Genomic DNA, 13,015 nt, shown 5'->3' on the forward strand with positions numbered 1-13,015 from the left:
GCAGCTGCCCATAACGAGAGGCGCCGGGGACAGGTCGGAGAGGGGGCCTTCAGCCCCGCAGGCGCTGGTCGAGTTCGGCCAGCCGTTCGGGGGTGCCCACGTCGACCCACTCGCCGCGATGGTGGTGGCCGCCCACCCGACCCGCGGCCATGGCGCGGCGCAGCAGCGGCGCCAGGGCGAAGGCGCCGGGGGGCTCGGCGGCCACCAGCGCGGGATGCATCAGGCTGATGCCGGCGAAGGTGAGGCGCGGCTCGCCCTCGGCGTGGACCCGACCGGCGGCATCCAGATGGAAGTCGCCGGTCGGGTGGTGGTCGGGATTGGTCACCAGCACAAGGCGCGCCAGGTCGTCACCCAGGGCGGGCAGGTCGGCCGGATCGAGGTCGCACCAGATGTCGCCGTTGACCAGCAGGAAGGGCGCCTCGCCGAGCAGCGGCAGCGCCTGGCGGATGCCGCCGCCGGTTTCCAGTGGCGCCTCCTCGCGGCTCCAGGCGATCCGCACCCCGTACTCGGTGCCGTCGCCCAGGGCGGCGATGATCTGCTCGGCGCGGTAGCTCACGTTGATCACCACCTCGGTGATGCCCGCTATCCGCAGCCGCGCCAGGTGGTGCACGATCAGCGGCCGGCCGCCCACCGGCAGCAGCGGCTTGGGGCAGCGGTCGGTGAGCGGGCGCATGCGGGTGCCGAGCCCCGCGGCCAGGATCATCGCCTTCATGCCGCGCCCTCCAGGCGCGCCGCCAGGGCGGGGCGGAAGGTGTCGGCCAGCCAGGCCTTGACGTTGGCGTGCCCGTCGAGCCCTGCCAGGCTCTCCTCCAGATGGCCCAGGAAGTGGGGCAGGCGCTCAAGGTAACCGCTCTTGTGGTCGCGCAGGGTCAGCCGGCAGAAGATCCCCAGCACCTTCAGTGAGCGCTGGGCGGCCATGGCCTGGGCCTGGGCCAGGAAGGTGGCCGCCTCCACCCCGGCGGGCAGGCGGCCGTCGGCCTGGGCGCGGCGGCGGAAGGCCTCCACCCAGGTGGCGAAGCGGTCCGCGTCGAAGCGGCAGTAGCGCCCGCGCAGCAGCGAGATCAGGTCGTAGCTGAGCGGGCCGGCCACCGCGTCCTGGAAGTCAATCAGGTGCAGGGTGTCGCCGTGCACCATCAGGTTCATGGCGTCATAGTCGCGGTGCACCGTGACCACCGGCTGAGACAGGGCCGAGGCGATCAGCGCCTCGCGCAGGTCGCCCCACCCGGGCGGCGGCGCCAGATCCAGCCACTCGCCCAGGCACCACTCGGGGAAGAGATCGAGCTCGCGGCCCAGCAGGGCCCTGTCGAAGCGGGGCAGCTCGTCCGGGCCGGCGCGGTTCTGCAGCTCATGGATCAGGGCAATGGCCCGCTCGTGCCAGGCCAGGGTGGCGGCGTCGTCCTCGTGGCCGAAGCAGGCCTGCAGGGGGGTGTCGCCCAGGTCATCGAGCTCCAGGAAGCCGCGGGCGAGGTCCTCACCGTGAAGACGTGGCACCGGCAGGCCGGCGGCGGCCCAGCGCCGGGCGATGGCCACGAAGGGGTGGCTGTCCTCCTGCTCCGGCGGGGCGTCCATCAGCATGCGGGTAACGCCACCCGGCAGCGACAGCCGATAGTAGCGGCGAAAGCTGGCGTCGCCGGCGGCCAGGTGCAGGTCGATCTCTCCGGCCGGCAGGCCGTGGCGCTCGGCGGCCCACCGGCTGAGCAGCGCGAGGCGCGAGGGGGCGGCGTCGGACATGGTGGCTGGCTCCTGGGTGACGTGAAGGGTCCGGCGGCGGGTCGGTTGACGGCCGCGGGGGCTCGCCGCATGCTGGGCGCTGCGTGGTCCGCCGGCAGCACTGGCGCGGTGCGGCCTGTATAATACCGATTCACCCCGCCAAGGACATCGAGGAACATGGGCAAGCGACTCACATGGACGGCTCTGGCCGGCCTGGCGACCCTGAGCCTGGCCGGCGCTCCCTATGCGGCGGCCTCGCCCGCCTCCCTGCCCGCCGAGTCGCTGGACTTCCGCCCCTGGGGCGATGGTCGCCCCGCCGGCGCCCTGTGCCGCGGCGTCTACGTGATGCCCGATTACCGCCTTGCCGAGCCGCCGCCGGGGCGCGTGGCCAGCGAGTCGGACAGCGCCAGCTACGGCGAGGATGGCGAGACGATCCTGCGCGGCGAGGTGGTGCTGCGTCGCGACACCGCCCAGCTCGAGACCCCCCAGGTGCGAGTGCCCGGCAGCCGCGAGCGCGCCTTCGCCGAGGGTCCCCTGGCGCTGCGCGACCAGAACCTGCTGGTGCGCGGTGAGGCCGCCGAGCTGTCGCTGGTCAGCGATGCGGCGCGCATCGACAACGCCCACTACGTGGTCCACGACCGCCACCTGCGCGGCGATGCCCTGCAGCTGGAGCGCCTGGAGGATGGTCGCTACCGGCTCTCCTCGGCGAGCTTCACCACCTGCGACCCCGGTGACAACCTCTGGCGCCTGGTGGGGGGCGACGTGGTGCTCGACCGCGAGAGCGGCTTCGGCACCGCCCGCAATGCAAGGCTCGAGGTGGGGCGGGTGCCGGTCTTCTACTGGCCCTGGGTGCGCTTTCCTATCGACGATCGCCGCCACACCGGTTTCCTGTGGCCGGCCGTGGGGATCTCCAGCGATGCCGTGGACTACGCCCAGCCCTTCTACTGGAACATCGCGCCCAACCACGACGCCACCATCACGCCGCGCTGGATCACCGATCGGGGCCTGCTGCTGGGCGGCGAATACCGCTACCTCTTCCCCAGCGATGCCGGTCAGATCGAGGGGGCCTATCTGAATCGGGACGACGGCGGCAGCAGTGACGACCCGAACGCCGCCTCGCGCCGCTACGAGGGCGAGGATCGCTGGTATGTCGACTACCGTCACGCCGGCACCCTCAACCCGCGCAGCCGCTACCAGCTGCGCTACGGGGCGGCCAGCGACGGACGCTACTTCGACGACTTCGGCAGCGACTTCGCCGAGCAGAATACCTCTGCCATGCCGCGCCTGGCCCAGATCGACTACCGCGGCGACGTCTGGCGCCTCGACGCCCGGGCCCAGGGCTTCCAGAGGCTCGACGACCCCCTGGCCGACCGTGACAAGCCCTTCTACCGGTTGCCAAGCCTCTCCGCCAGTGCGCGCTGGAACCAGGGGGGCTTCTACCAGCAGTGGGGCTCCAACTACACCTACTTCTGGCGCGACGTGGACGAGAACCGGGTGCCGCTGCGCGAGTCCGCCATCGGCTCGCGGCTGCACCTGACGCCGGCGATGGGCTGGCGCTTCGATGAGAGCTGGGGGCACCTGGAGCCGCGCCTGGAGTGGCTGGCCACCGCCTACGAGCTCGACTATGGCGAGCGCCAGACCGACCGCGACACCTCCCTGACTCGCGAGGTGCCGGTGGCCTCCCTCGACGGTGGCCTGGTCTTCGAGCGCGAGCTGGAGCTGGGGGGGCGCGGCTACCGCCAGACCCTGGAGCCCCGCGCCAATTACGCCTATGTGCCGGCCCGGGACCAGTCGGAGTTCCCCGACTTCGATACCAGCGAGCGCGCCTTCTCCTGGGGCCAGCTCTGGTCGCCCCACCGCTTCTCGGGCAGCGACCGCGTCGGCGATCTCAATCGCCTCTCGCTGGGCGTCGATTCGCGGCTCCTCGAGGACGAGCGCGGGCGCCAGCGGCTCGCCGTGGGCCTCGGCCAGGCCTACTACTTCGAGGATCGCACCATCGACATGAACGGTGATCCCGATGTGATTCCCGACCCCGACCGGGACTTCCAGGGCTGGTACCGGGCCACTCGGGACCGCTCGCCGGTGGTGGCGCGGGCCGACTGGCAGATCACCGACCGCTGGCGCACCCGCTGGCAGTGGCTCTACGACGACAACTTCGAGCAGACCGAGCGCACCTCCCTCGACCTGCAGTACCGATCCCCGGCGGGCCACGCATTGAACCTCGGCTACCGCTGGGAGCTCCAAGGCTTCGATCCCTCGGCCGAGCCGGGAGACGACGAGTTCCGCGACTTCAACCGCGAGGAGTACGACCTGTCGTTCGCCTGGAAGGCCAACCACCGCGTCGACCTGATCGGCCGCTTCCTCTACGACCACACCAACGACCGCTCCCTGGAGCAGCTGGCGGGTGTGCAGTGGAACGACTGCTGCTACGGTCTGCAGCTGGTGTGGCGGGAGTGGATCGACGACAACGACACGGCACGCATCGACGATGACTTCACCGATCGCGGGATCTTCCTGCGCTTCGTCTTCAAGGGTCTGGGCGGCGTGGGCCGTGAGGCCGACAGCTACTTCGAGGAGGCCATCCCGGGCTACCGTTCCACCGCCTTCTGACCCGGGTGCCCCTGCCGTTGCCAACTTCCAGAGAGGAAAGATGAAACAGAAGCAGACATTGCGCCGCCGGACCCCCTTCCTGGCCGCCGGGCTCGCCCTGGCGCTGGGCCTTGCCGTCGCCCCCTTGGACATCCAGGCCCAGCAGTTCCAGTCCATGCAGCGCCAGGCCCTGGATCGCATCGTGGCGGTGGTCAACCAGGGGGCGATCATGGAGAGCGAGCTGGAGGAGCGCCTGGCCCAGACCCGCAGCCAGCTCACCGCCCAGCAGATCGACCTCCCCCCCGAGCGGGTGCTGCGCGAGCAGCTCCTCGAGCAGATGATCCTCGAGGAGATCCAGCTGCAGATGGCCCGGGAGGCCGGGCTCTCCATCGACGACACCGAGCTCAACCGCCAGGTGCGGGCCATCGCCGAGAGCAATGGCATGAGCCTTGAGCAGTTTGCCGACGCCCTGGAGGCCGACGGCCTGGCACTCGCCGCCGTGCGCGAGGAGATCCGCCGCGAGCTGGTGCTGCGCGAGCTGCAGCAGCGCCGGGTGGGCAGCCGGGTCAACCTCTCCGAACGGGAGGTGGAGCGTTTCATGGAGCAGGAGGGCGCCAGCCGCCAGCAGGCCCAGCAGGCACTCTTCCAGCGCCGCGCCAACGAGGAGCTGGAGGTCTGGCTGCAGGAGATCCGCTCCCAGGCCTTCGTCGACAACCGGCTCGACGGCCGCTGATGTCGCTGGCCGAGCCTCCGCTGCTGGCGCTGACCACCGGCGAGCCGGCCGGCATCGGTCCGGAGCTGGTCGTGATGCTGGCGGCTCAGTCACGGCCGGCGGCCCGGGTGGTCGCGGTGGGGGACCCGGGGCTTCTGGCCGAGCGCGCCGCCGGGCTCGGCATCGCCCTCGAGCCTCTCGTGCTCGCCCCCGGCCAGGCGGTGCCCGAGGCCGCTCCCGGGCGACTGCCGGTGTGGCCGGTGGCCCTGCGGACGCCGTCCCGCCCCGGCCAGTTGGACGCAGCCAATGCCGCCTATGTGCTCGAGACCCTGGACGTGGCGATCGCCGCCTGTCGCGCCGGCCACGCCGCGGGGATGGTCACCGCACCGCTGCACAAGGGGGTGATCCTCGATGCCGGCCACGCCGGCTTCACCGGTCACACCGAGTACCTGCGCGACGCCTGCGGGGTGGAGGAAGTGGTGATGATGCTCGCCACCGACCTCGCGCTGCACGCCACCCGACCCGGCTGGCGGGGCTCGCCGGCGCTGCGGGTGGCGCTGGCCACCACCCACCTGCCGCTGCGCGAGGTGGCCGATGCCATCACCGCCGAGCGCCTCTCGCGGGTACTGCGCATCCTCGATGCGGAGCTGAAGCGCTGGTATGGCCTCCCGGCGCCGCGCATCGCGGTGTGCGGGCTCAACCCCCACGCCGGCGAGGGTGGCCACCTGGGCCGCGAGGAGCTCGAGGTGATCGAGCCGGCGCTCGCGGCGCTGCGCGCCGAGGGGCTGCGGCTGGACGGCCCGCTCCCCGCCGATACCCTGTTCACGCCGCGTCACCTCGAGGGGGTCGACGCGGTGTTGGCCATGTATCATGACCAGGGCCTGCCGGTGCTCAAGTACGCCGGCTTCGGCAGCGCGGCCAATATTACCCTCGGGCTGCCCTTCGTGCGCACCTCGGTGGATCACGGCACCGCCCTGGATCTCGCCGGCACGGGGCGCGCCGACCCCGGCAGCCTGCGCGTGGCCGTGGCCCTGGGCGCGGAGATGGCCGGAAGTTCTTTTTAATACCAACGCGAGGGGCGCTGGGGGCAAGCCAAAGAGGAGGTCCTACGCCAGGGATGGCGTCGGTAGCGTACAAGGATGTATTTACAGCGCCTCCGGAAGGCCGGCCCCGCTCGCAGGCTTGCCGCCAGATCAGCCCCGCATTGAAGTCAATACCGCATCTAAGACAGATATAGAAGGACACCCCTGAATGTCATCTCGCCCCCCGGTTCACCGGGCCCGCAAGCGCTTCGGCCAGAACTTCCTGTGCGACCGCGGCATCATCTCGCGCATCGTGCGTGCCATCGGGCCGCGCCCCGGCGAGCGCCTGGTGGAGATCGGCCCCGGCCAGGGCGCCCTCACCGAGCCGCTGCTGGAGGCCGCCGAGGGTCATCTCGAGGTGATCGAGCTCGACCGCGACCTGATTCCCGGGCTGCGGGTGCAGTTCTTCAACTACCCCGGCTTCGTGATCCACGAGGGCGACGCCCTCAAGTTCGACTTCCGCGCCCTGCGAGGCGAGGGCGAGCGGCTGCGGGTGGTGGGCAACCTGCCCTACAACATCTCCACCCCGCTGATCGCCCACCTGCTGCAGTCCGGCGATGCCATCGCCGACATGCACTTCATGCTGCAGAAGGAGGTGGTGGAGCGCCTGGCCGCCGAACCGGGCGGCCCCGACTGGGGGCGGCTCTCGGTGATGGCCCAATACCGCTGCCGGGTGGACTCGCTGTTCGTGGTGCCGCCCGAGGCCTTCGTGCCTCGGCCCAAGGTGGACTCCGCCATCGTGCGCCTGACGCCCCATGCCGAGCTGCCCCATCCGGCCACCGACGAGGCGCTGCTCTTCACCCTGGTGCGCGAGGCCTTCGGCCAGCGCCGCAAGACCCTGCGCAACAACCTCAAGGGACGCATCACGGCGGAGGCGCTCGAGGCGCTCGGCATCGATCCCGCCCGCCGCCCCCAGACCCTCACCGTGGAAGAGTTCGTGCGCATCGCCAACCACCTGGCCCAAAGCGGCGCCGAGGCGGGCGAGGAGGTGCCGGAATGAGGCCGGTGCTGCCCGAGGCCCTGCAGGGCCAGATCAGGGTCGAGGTGGAGCCCGAATTCCGCGAGGAGGAGTCCGCGCCGGGCGAGGGGCGCTACGTGTTCAGCTACACGGTGACGGTGCACAACGCCTCGCGCCACAGCATCCAGCTGATGGCCCGCCACTGGAAGATCACCCAGGGCAGCGGCAAGGTCCAGGAGGTGCGCGGCAAGGGGGTGGTGGGCCAGCAGCCGATGATCGGGCCGGGGCAGCAGTTCCGCTACACCAGCCGGGCGATCCTCGATGGCCCCGTGGGGGTGATGGAGGGCGACTACACCTGCGTGGATACCGCCTCCCAGCGCCCCTTCGAGGTGGCCATCGCCCCCTTCCGCCTGGCCGGCCCCAACCAGGTACACTGAATCCACTGTTTCACCCTTGCCGGGAGCGCCATATGACCACCTATGCCATCGGCGACCTCCAGGGATGTCACGCCGAGTTCGTCGAGCTCCTCGAGGCCCTCGACTTCGATCCCCGCCGCGACCGACTGTGGCTGGCCGGCGACCTGGTCAACCGCGGCCCGGGGTCGCTGGCCTGCCTGCGCGAGGTGATGGCACTGGGTGAGGCGGCCCGGGTGGTGCTCGGCAACCACGACCTGCACCTGCTCGCCGTGGCCCGCGGCGGCGCGGCCCTCAACCGCAAGGACACCCTGGACGCCATCCTCGCCGCACCGGACCGCGAGGCGCTGCTGGACTGGCTGCAGTCGCGGCCGCTGCTGGTGCGCGACACCCTCGGGCAGGACACCCTGATGACCCACGCCGGCCTGCTGCCCCAGTGGTCGCTGGACCAGGCCGCCGGCCTGGCCCGGGAGGTCCAGGCCGTGCTCGGCGGCGAGCACGCCGGGGCCTTCCTCGAGCGCATGTACGGCAACGCCCCGGCGCTGTGGCGCGACGACCTCGATGGCGTCGACCGGCTGCGGGCCATCGTCAACGTCTTCACCCGCATGCGCTTCATCGATGCCGAGGGAAGGCTCGACTTCTCCGCCAAGGAGGGGCTCGGCAGCGCCCCGCCGGGTTTCGCTCCCTGGTTCCAGTACCCCCGCGGCGACGGCGCCCGGCTGCTGTTCGGCCACTGGGCGGCCCTGCAGGGGGCGACCCCGCACAGTCGCGTCGACGCCCAGGCCCTGGATACCGGCTGCGTGTGGGGCGGGGCGCTCACCGCCCTGGCCCTCGAGAGCGGCGAGCGCACAAGCGTGCCCAGCCGGCGGCGCTGACGCCGGCGATACCCTTCAAGCCCTGACCACGAGAGGCCACCATGAGCTTCCAGCATCTCGATATCCCGACCCTGCAGGCCTGGCTCGACGAGGGCCGCGAGGCGGCGCTGGTCGATATCCGCGACCCCATGAGTTACGCCCAGGGGCACATCCCCGGCAGCCGGCGCCTGGACAACGACAGCGTCGGCGCCTTCCTCGGCGAGACCCCGGCCGAGCGGCCGGTAGTGGTGGTCTGCTATCACGGTCACTCCAGCCAGCAGGCTGCCGCCTGGCTGGCCGGCCAGGGGCTGTCCGAGGTCTACAGCCTCGACGGCGGCTTCACCGAGTGGCAGCTTCGCCATCCCGACCGCGTGGAGGCCTGACCCTTGGACGTGACGCGGGACCCCGCCGTGGAGGGCCTCGAGGTCTTCTGCGTGGGCGGGGCGGTGCGCGATGCGCGTCTGGGCTGGCCGGTCTACGACCACGACTGGGTGGTGGTGGGGGCCACGCCGGAGGAGATGCGCCGCCGCGGCTTCAAGCCGGTGGGGCGCGACTTCCCGGTCTTCCTGCATCCCGAGACCCACGAGGAGTATGCCCTGGCGCGCACCGAGCGTAAGGCCGGCCACGGGTACACCGGCTTCGTGGTGCACGCCAGCCCCGAGGTGACCCTCGAGGAGGATCTCGCCCGCCGCGACCTGACCCTCAACGCCATGGCCGAGAGCCCCGAGGGGGAGCTGATCGACCCCTACGGCGGCCTGGCCGACCTGGAGGCGCGAGTGCTGCGCCATGTCTCGCCGGCCTTCGTCGAGGACCCGCTGCGAGTGCTGCGGGCGGCGCGCTTCCTGGCCCGCTATGCCGGGCTCGGCTTCACCATCGCCGAGGAGACCCGGGCGCTGATGCGGGAGCTGGTGGCCAGCGGTGAGATCGGCCACCTGGTGGCCGAGCGGGTCTGGACCGAGACCGAGAAGGCGCTCGCCGAGCCCTGGCCGGAGGTCTACTTCCAGGCGCTGGAGGCGTGCGGTGCCCTGGCGGTACTGATGCCGGAACTCGCGGCCGACCCCGAGGCGCTGGACGAGGCCCTGGGCAGGCTCCATTGCCTGCCGGAAGAGCTCGATGGCGAGGCGCTGGCGCGCTGGCGCTGGGCGCGACTGGTGGAGCACCTGGACGAGGCGGCGCGAAGCGCCCTGGCCGAACGGCTGCGCCTGCCCAGGGCCCATGCCGCCCTGGCTCGCCAGGCGGCGCTGACCCGGGAACTGTGCCGGGAGGCGCGCGAGGGGGCGCTGCCGGGGCAGCGGATACTGGGCTGGCTGGATGCCATCGATGCCTGGCGGCGCGGCGAGCGGGTGGCCCCGCTGGTGAGCCTGGTGAGCCTCGAGGCGCCGGCGCTGGCCGACGACCTGGCGCTGGCCTGGCGGCTGGCGGCCCAGGTGCTGCCGACGACGCTGGTGGAGGAGGGCTTCCAGGGGCGCGCGCTGGGCGAGGAGCTGGCCCGGCGGCGGTGCGAGGTCATTGAGGCGGCGCTGGCGCCCCCGGCGTCCTGAGTCGGGTCAGTGGGCCCGGGAGATCATTCGCCCGGCCCAGTGGAACTCGACCGCCCACAGGCGCTGGCTGCCGGCCTCGAAGCCGGCCCACAGCGCCGCATAGGTCTCGCCGCTCTCGGGGTGGCGGGCCTCGGGCAGCAGCTCGGCCAGGGGCTGCAGCACGAAGGCGTGATGCCTGATCTCGTCGCGGGGCAGGGCGACGCCGTCATGCTCGCCGGTGAGCTCACCCACGGTGAGCAGGTCGATGTCCAGGGTGCGCGGGCTGAACTTGGGGCTCTCCTTGCGCCGGCCGTTGGCGAATTCCAGGCGCTTGCACCAGGCCTGCAGCTCCCCCACCGTCCAGTCGCTGTCGAAGGCCGCCACCAGGTTGTAGAAGTTGCGCCCATCCTCGAAGCCCACCGGCTCGCTCTCGAACACCCGCGAGATCCGGAGCTCTCCGAAGGTCTCCGCCAGGGCATCCAGGCAGGCGTGCACGTGGCGGTCGCGCTCGATATTGCTGCCGATGCTCACCGTGACCAGGGCCATCAGCTTGCCTCCGGGCGAGTGCCGCGTTCGATCTGTACGCCGACGGCCGCCGCGGCGGGCACCGCTCCCGGCTTGCGCACGGTCAGCCGCAGCCAGGGAATGGCGAACTCCTCGCGCAGGGTGGCGGCCAGCCGCTCGGCGAAGGTCTCCACCAGGGCGAAGTCGTGCGCGGCGGCGAAGGCCTGGATGCGCTCGCTGATGGCGGCATAGTCCAGCGTCAGGGTGATGTCGTCCGCGGTCGCGGACGGGCGGATATCCGTGGCCAGCGCCAGGTCGAGCACCAGGCGCTGGGTGATGGTGCGCTCCCAGTCGTAGACTCCGATGACGGTGTCGACGCCGAGGGACTCGATCAGCACGAGATCCATGGTGGGGGTACTTCCGCAGTCAGAGGGTGGGCGCCGCAGTCGTCGAATCGCCTGCGGCAGGCGTGGCGGGATTGTACGCGAGCCGCCCGCCGGCGAACACCGCAGGCGCTGGGCGCGCCTCGCTGTGCCTGGCAGAATGGGGCCTGTTCCTTCTCGGGAGGCCGGCCATGGAAGCGCCGCTCATCTTGTCGCTGCCGCTCTGGGCCCCGATGCTGCCGCTGGTAGCGCTGGGCTATCTCAGCGGGAGCTGGCTGGGGGCCCTGACCGTCTGCCGGCTGGCCGGCGTCGGCGACCCACGCCTGGACGGCTCCTTCAACCCGGGGTTCTCCAACGTGCTGCGCCTCCACGGCCGACGCCTGGCGCTGGCCACCCTGCTGGTGGATGCCGCCAAGGGCATGCCGGTGCTGCTGCTGGCGATCCTGCTGGGCATGCCGCCCTGGGCCCAGGGCCTGGTGGGGCTGGCGGTCCTGCTGGGCCACAGCTATCCGCTCTGGCACCGCTTCCGGGGCGGCAAGGCGGTGGCCAGCGCCTTCGGGGTGATGCTGGTGCTGACCCCGGGGGTGGCGCTGGTATGCGCGCTGCTCTGGGCGCTGCTTGCCTGGCGCGTGCGCACCGCCGCGGTGGCGTCGCTGGCCAGCGCCGCCGCCGCGCCCCTCGCCAGCCTGTGGCTGGCGCCGGATCATGTGATCGTGGTGATCGCCTTCACGCTGCTGGTGCTGGTGCGCCACGTGCTCAATATCCAGCGTCTGGGCCGCGGCGACGAACCGGGGCTTTAGCTTTGTCTGGTGTGTGCCGAGGACGGCCGGGTAACGAAGCGAAGCGATATCTACCCGGGGGCGCTGGCAACGAGCGCCGCCGCGCACGTCAATCGACAGGGATGTCGATTGAGGGGCACCCGTGAAGGATTATGTTGTGCCCCGACGTGCAAGCGGCAAGCGAAGTGGCAGGGTTTCGCCCCCGGGATCGCGAGTCTCGTTACCCGGCGTTCAGGCGTAGGCTTTAAGGCGCTTTCAGCGTATCCATCGGCCAGCGCGGCACCGCCTTCATCACGCCCTGCTCGTCGCGCTCGCCGGCCAGCAGCCGCTGTGCCCCCACATAGGCGATCATCGCGCCGTTGTCGGTGCAGAAGCGCCCGCGGGGGTAGTAGGCCCGGGCGCTGCGCTTGGCGCACTCGTGCTCCAGCCGCTCGCGCAGCCGCGCATTGGCGCTGACCCCGCCGGCCATCACCAGGCGCTTGAGGCCGGTCTGATCCAGGGCGCGGCGGCACTTGATCACCAGGGTGTCCACCACCGCCTCCTCGAAGGCGCGGGCCACGTCGGCGCGGGCCTGATCGTCCAGTTCGCCCGCCTCCTCCAGCTGGCGGATGGCGGTCAGGGTGTGGGTCTTGAGGCCCGAGAAGCTGAAGTCGAGCCCCGGGCGGTCGGTCATCGGCCGCGGGAAGCGGAAGCGCTTGGGGTCTCCTTGCTCGGCCAGTCGCGCCACCTGGGGACCGCCGGGGTAGTCCAGGCCGAGCATCTTGGCCGCCTTGTCGAAGGCCTCGCCGGCGGCGTCGTCCACGGACTCGCCCAGCAGGGTGTAGTCGCCAAGGCCCCTCACCTCGACCAGTTGGGTGTGGCCGCCTGAGACCAGCAGCGCCACGAAGGGGAACTCGGGGCGCTCATCCTCCAGCATGGGCGCCAGCAGGTGGCCCTCCATGTGATGAACCCCGAGCACCGGGATGCCCAGCGCCCGGGCCATGCCATGGGCGGTGGCGGCGCCCACCATCAGGGCGCCCACCAGGCCGGGGCCCGCGGTGTAGGCGATGGCATCCAGCTCGCCGCGGGAGAGCCCCGCCTCGTCGAGCACCTGCTGGATCAGCGGCAGCAGGCGCCGGGTGTGGTCGCGGGAGGCCAGCTCCGGCACCACGCCGCCGTATTCGGCGTGCATGGCCACCTGGCTGTAGAGCGCATCGGCGACGAGGCCGTGCTCGGTGTCGAAGAGGGCGACGCCGGTCTCGTCGCAGGAGGTCTCGATGCCCAGTACGCGCATGGTGTCGGCTCGGTTGTGCGGAACAGCCCGGCATTCTACGCGGTTTGGGGGTGGAAAGCATTTGCAAAGGGTGGGGGGCACGACTAGACTACTGTGCGCTGCAAGACTGGGTCGTGCACCCAGGTGGCGATTTCCCGCGACCGTTTTCGCCTTCCGGCTCGCCTCCCGGCGTTCCGGGTGCTTTCTCGTCGCGAAAGCTGCCACCCGCAGGGGTGTGCGTACTAACCGAACTCTAGTT

14 protein-coding genes are annotated in these 13,015 nt (G+C 71.4%); 9 read left to right on the forward strand and 5 right to left on the reverse strand.

Annotation, left to right across the window (positions count from 1 at the left end):
- Positions 1-49 precede the first annotated feature (49 nt).
- Together murU and DER72_RS03055 are read right to left on the reverse strand one after the other, a co-directional pair.
- Complete coding sequence (gene murU / locus DER72_RS03050) at positions 50-712, reverse strand: N-acetylmuramate alpha-1-phosphate uridylyltransferase MurU (RefSeq protein WP_110068525.1); 663 nt, start codon at positions 710-712, stop codon at positions 50-52.
- The gene (locus DER72_RS03055; RefSeq protein ID WP_110068526.1) at positions 709-1,731 is read right to left on the reverse strand and encodes an aminoglycoside phosphotransferase family protein; all 1,023 of its coding nucleotides are present in this window, start codon (positions 1,729-1,731) and stop codon (positions 709-711) included. Before DER72_RS03055 ends, murU begins: the two co-directional genes overlap by 4 nt.
- 156 nt (positions 1,732-1,887) lie before the next feature.
- On the opposite strand from DER72_RS03055, the gene DER72_RS03060 reads away from it, so the two are divergent.
- From DER72_RS03060 to DER72_RS03095, 8 genes are all read left to right on the forward strand, one after another.
- Entirely contained in the window at positions 1,888-4,320 is a 2,433-nt protein-coding gene (locus tag DER72_RS03060) for an LPS-assembly protein LptD (protein ID WP_110068527.1), read from the forward strand.
- Between the two features lie 40 nt (positions 4,321-4,360).
- A complete protein-coding gene (locus DER72_RS03065; protein ID WP_110068528.1) occupies positions 4,361-5,032 on the forward strand; it encodes a SurA N-terminal domain-containing protein in 672 nt (223 codons plus the stop codon).
- A complete protein-coding gene (gene pdxA / locus DER72_RS03070) occupies positions 5,032-6,075 on the forward strand; it encodes a 4-hydroxythreonine-4-phosphate dehydrogenase PdxA (protein WP_110068529.1) in 1,044 nt (347 codons plus the stop codon). Before DER72_RS03065 ends, pdxA begins: the two co-directional genes overlap by 1 nt.
- Before the next feature lie 187 nt (positions 6,076-6,262).
- Entirely contained in the window at positions 6,263-7,093 is an 831-nt protein-coding gene (rsmA, locus tag DER72_RS03075; RefSeq protein ID WP_110068530.1) for a 16S rRNA (adenine(1518)-N(6)/adenine(1519)-N(6))-dimethyltransferase RsmA, read from the forward strand.
- Positions 7,090-7,488 carry a Co2+/Mg2+ efflux protein ApaG gene (gene apaG, locus DER72_RS03080; protein ID WP_169957576.1) on the forward strand — a complete coding sequence of 133 codons (399 nt, stop codon included), beginning with the start codon at positions 7,090-7,092 and terminating at the stop codon, positions 7,486-7,488. Before rsmA ends, apaG begins: the two co-directional genes overlap by 4 nt.
- Before the next feature lie 32 nt (positions 7,489-7,520).
- Positions 7,521-8,339: a symmetrical bis(5'-nucleosyl)-tetraphosphatase gene (locus DER72_RS03085; RefSeq protein WP_110068531.1), complete on the forward strand. Its 819-nt coding sequence runs from the start codon at positions 7,521-7,523 to the stop codon at positions 8,337-8,339.
- Positions 8,340-8,380: 41 nt separating this feature from the next.
- Positions 8,381-8,701 (forward strand): thiosulfate sulfurtransferase GlpE, encoded by a 321-nt coding sequence (gene glpE, locus DER72_RS03090; protein WP_110068532.1) that lies wholly within the window; start codon positions 8,381-8,383, stop codon positions 8,699-8,701.
- A 3-nt stretch (positions 8,702-8,704) separates the two neighbouring features.
- On the forward strand, positions 8,705-9,859 hold the full coding sequence (locus DER72_RS03095; RefSeq protein ID WP_110068533.1) for a polynucleotide adenylyltransferase: 1,155 nt from the start codon (positions 8,705-8,707) through the stop codon (positions 9,857-9,859).
- Between the two features lie 6 nt (positions 9,860-9,865).
- On the opposite strand, the gene folK is transcribed toward DER72_RS03095, so the two are convergent.
- Both folK and folB read right to left on the reverse strand, forming a co-directional pair.
- Positions 9,866-10,384: a 2-amino-4-hydroxy-6-hydroxymethyldihydropteridine diphosphokinase gene (gene folK / locus DER72_RS03100; RefSeq protein WP_110068534.1), complete on the reverse strand. Its 519-nt coding sequence runs from the start codon at positions 10,382-10,384 to the stop codon at positions 9,866-9,868.
- On the reverse strand, positions 10,384-10,749 hold the full coding sequence (gene folB, locus DER72_RS03105; protein ID WP_110068535.1) for a dihydroneopterin aldolase: 366 nt from the start codon (positions 10,747-10,749) through the stop codon (positions 10,384-10,386). The genes folK and folB overlap by 1 nt, the downstream gene beginning before the upstream one ends.
- Before the next feature lie 167 nt (positions 10,750-10,916).
- Here folB and plsY point away from each other — a divergent pair, with 167 nt between their 5' ends.
- Entirely contained in the window at positions 10,917-11,525 is a 609-nt protein-coding gene (gene plsY / locus DER72_RS03110) for a glycerol-3-phosphate 1-O-acyltransferase PlsY (RefSeq protein WP_258306170.1), read from the forward strand.
- Positions 11,526-11,748: 223 nt separating this feature from the next.
- On the opposite strand, the gene tsaD is transcribed toward plsY, so the two are convergent.
- A complete protein-coding gene (tsaD, locus tag DER72_RS03115) occupies positions 11,749-12,777 on the reverse strand; it encodes a tRNA (adenosine(37)-N6)-threonylcarbamoyltransferase complex transferase subunit TsaD (protein ID WP_110068536.1) in 1,029 nt (342 codons plus the stop codon).
- Positions 12,778-13,015: the final 238 nt, after the last annotated feature.

Origin of the sequence: Halomonas sp. A11-A, assembly GCF_003182195.1 — a bacterium.
GTDB classification, from domain to species: domain Bacteria; phylum Pseudomonadota; class Gammaproteobacteria; order Pseudomonadales; family Halomonadaceae; genus Halomonas; species Halomonas alkalicola.

Bases quoted from the DNA above. Each gene is read 5' to 3' on its own strand.
- murU (WP_110068525.1), bottom strand. From the start codon at position 712: ATGAAGGCGATGATCCTGGCCGCGGGGCTCGGCACCCGCATGCGCCCG.
- DER72_RS03055 (WP_110068526.1), bottom strand. From the start codon at position 1,731: ATGTCCGACGCCGCCCCCTCGCGCCTCGCGCTGCTCAGCCGGTGGGCC.
- DER72_RS03060 (WP_110068527.1), top strand. From the start codon at position 1,888: ATGGGCAAGCGACTCACATGGACGGCTCTGGCCGGCCTGGCGACCCTG.
- DER72_RS03065 (WP_110068528.1), top strand. From the start codon at position 4,361: ATGAAACAGAAGCAGACATTGCGCCGCCGGACCCCCTTCCTGGCCGCC.
- pdxA (WP_110068529.1), top strand. From the start codon at position 5,032: ATGTCGCTGGCCGAGCCTCCGCTGCTGGCGCTGACCACCGGCGAGCCG.
- rsmA (WP_110068530.1), top strand. From the start codon at position 6,263: ATGTCATCTCGCCCCCCGGTTCACCGGGCCCGCAAGCGCTTCGGCCAG.
- apaG (WP_169957576.1), top strand. From the start codon at position 7,090: ATGAGGCCGGTGCTGCCCGAGGCCCTGCAGGGCCAGATCAGGGTCGAG.
- DER72_RS03085 (WP_110068531.1), top strand. From the start codon at position 7,521: ATGACCACCTATGCCATCGGCGACCTCCAGGGATGTCACGCCGAGTTC.
- glpE (WP_110068532.1), top strand. From the start codon at position 8,381: ATGAGCTTCCAGCATCTCGATATCCCGACCCTGCAGGCCTGGCTCGAC.
- folK (WP_110068534.1), bottom strand. From the start codon at position 10,384: ATGGCCCTGGTCACGGTGAGCATCGGCAGCAATATCGAGCGCGACCGC.
- folB (WP_110068535.1), bottom strand. From the start codon at position 10,749: ATGGATCTCGTGCTGATCGAGTCCCTCGGCGTCGACACCGTCATCGGA.
- plsY (WP_258306170.1), top strand. From the start codon at position 10,917: ATGGAAGCGCCGCTCATCTTGTCGCTGCCGCTCTGGGCCCCGATGCTG.
- tsaD (WP_110068536.1), bottom strand. From the start codon at position 12,777: ATGCGCGTACTGGGCATCGAGACCTCCTGCGACGAGACCGGCGTCGCC.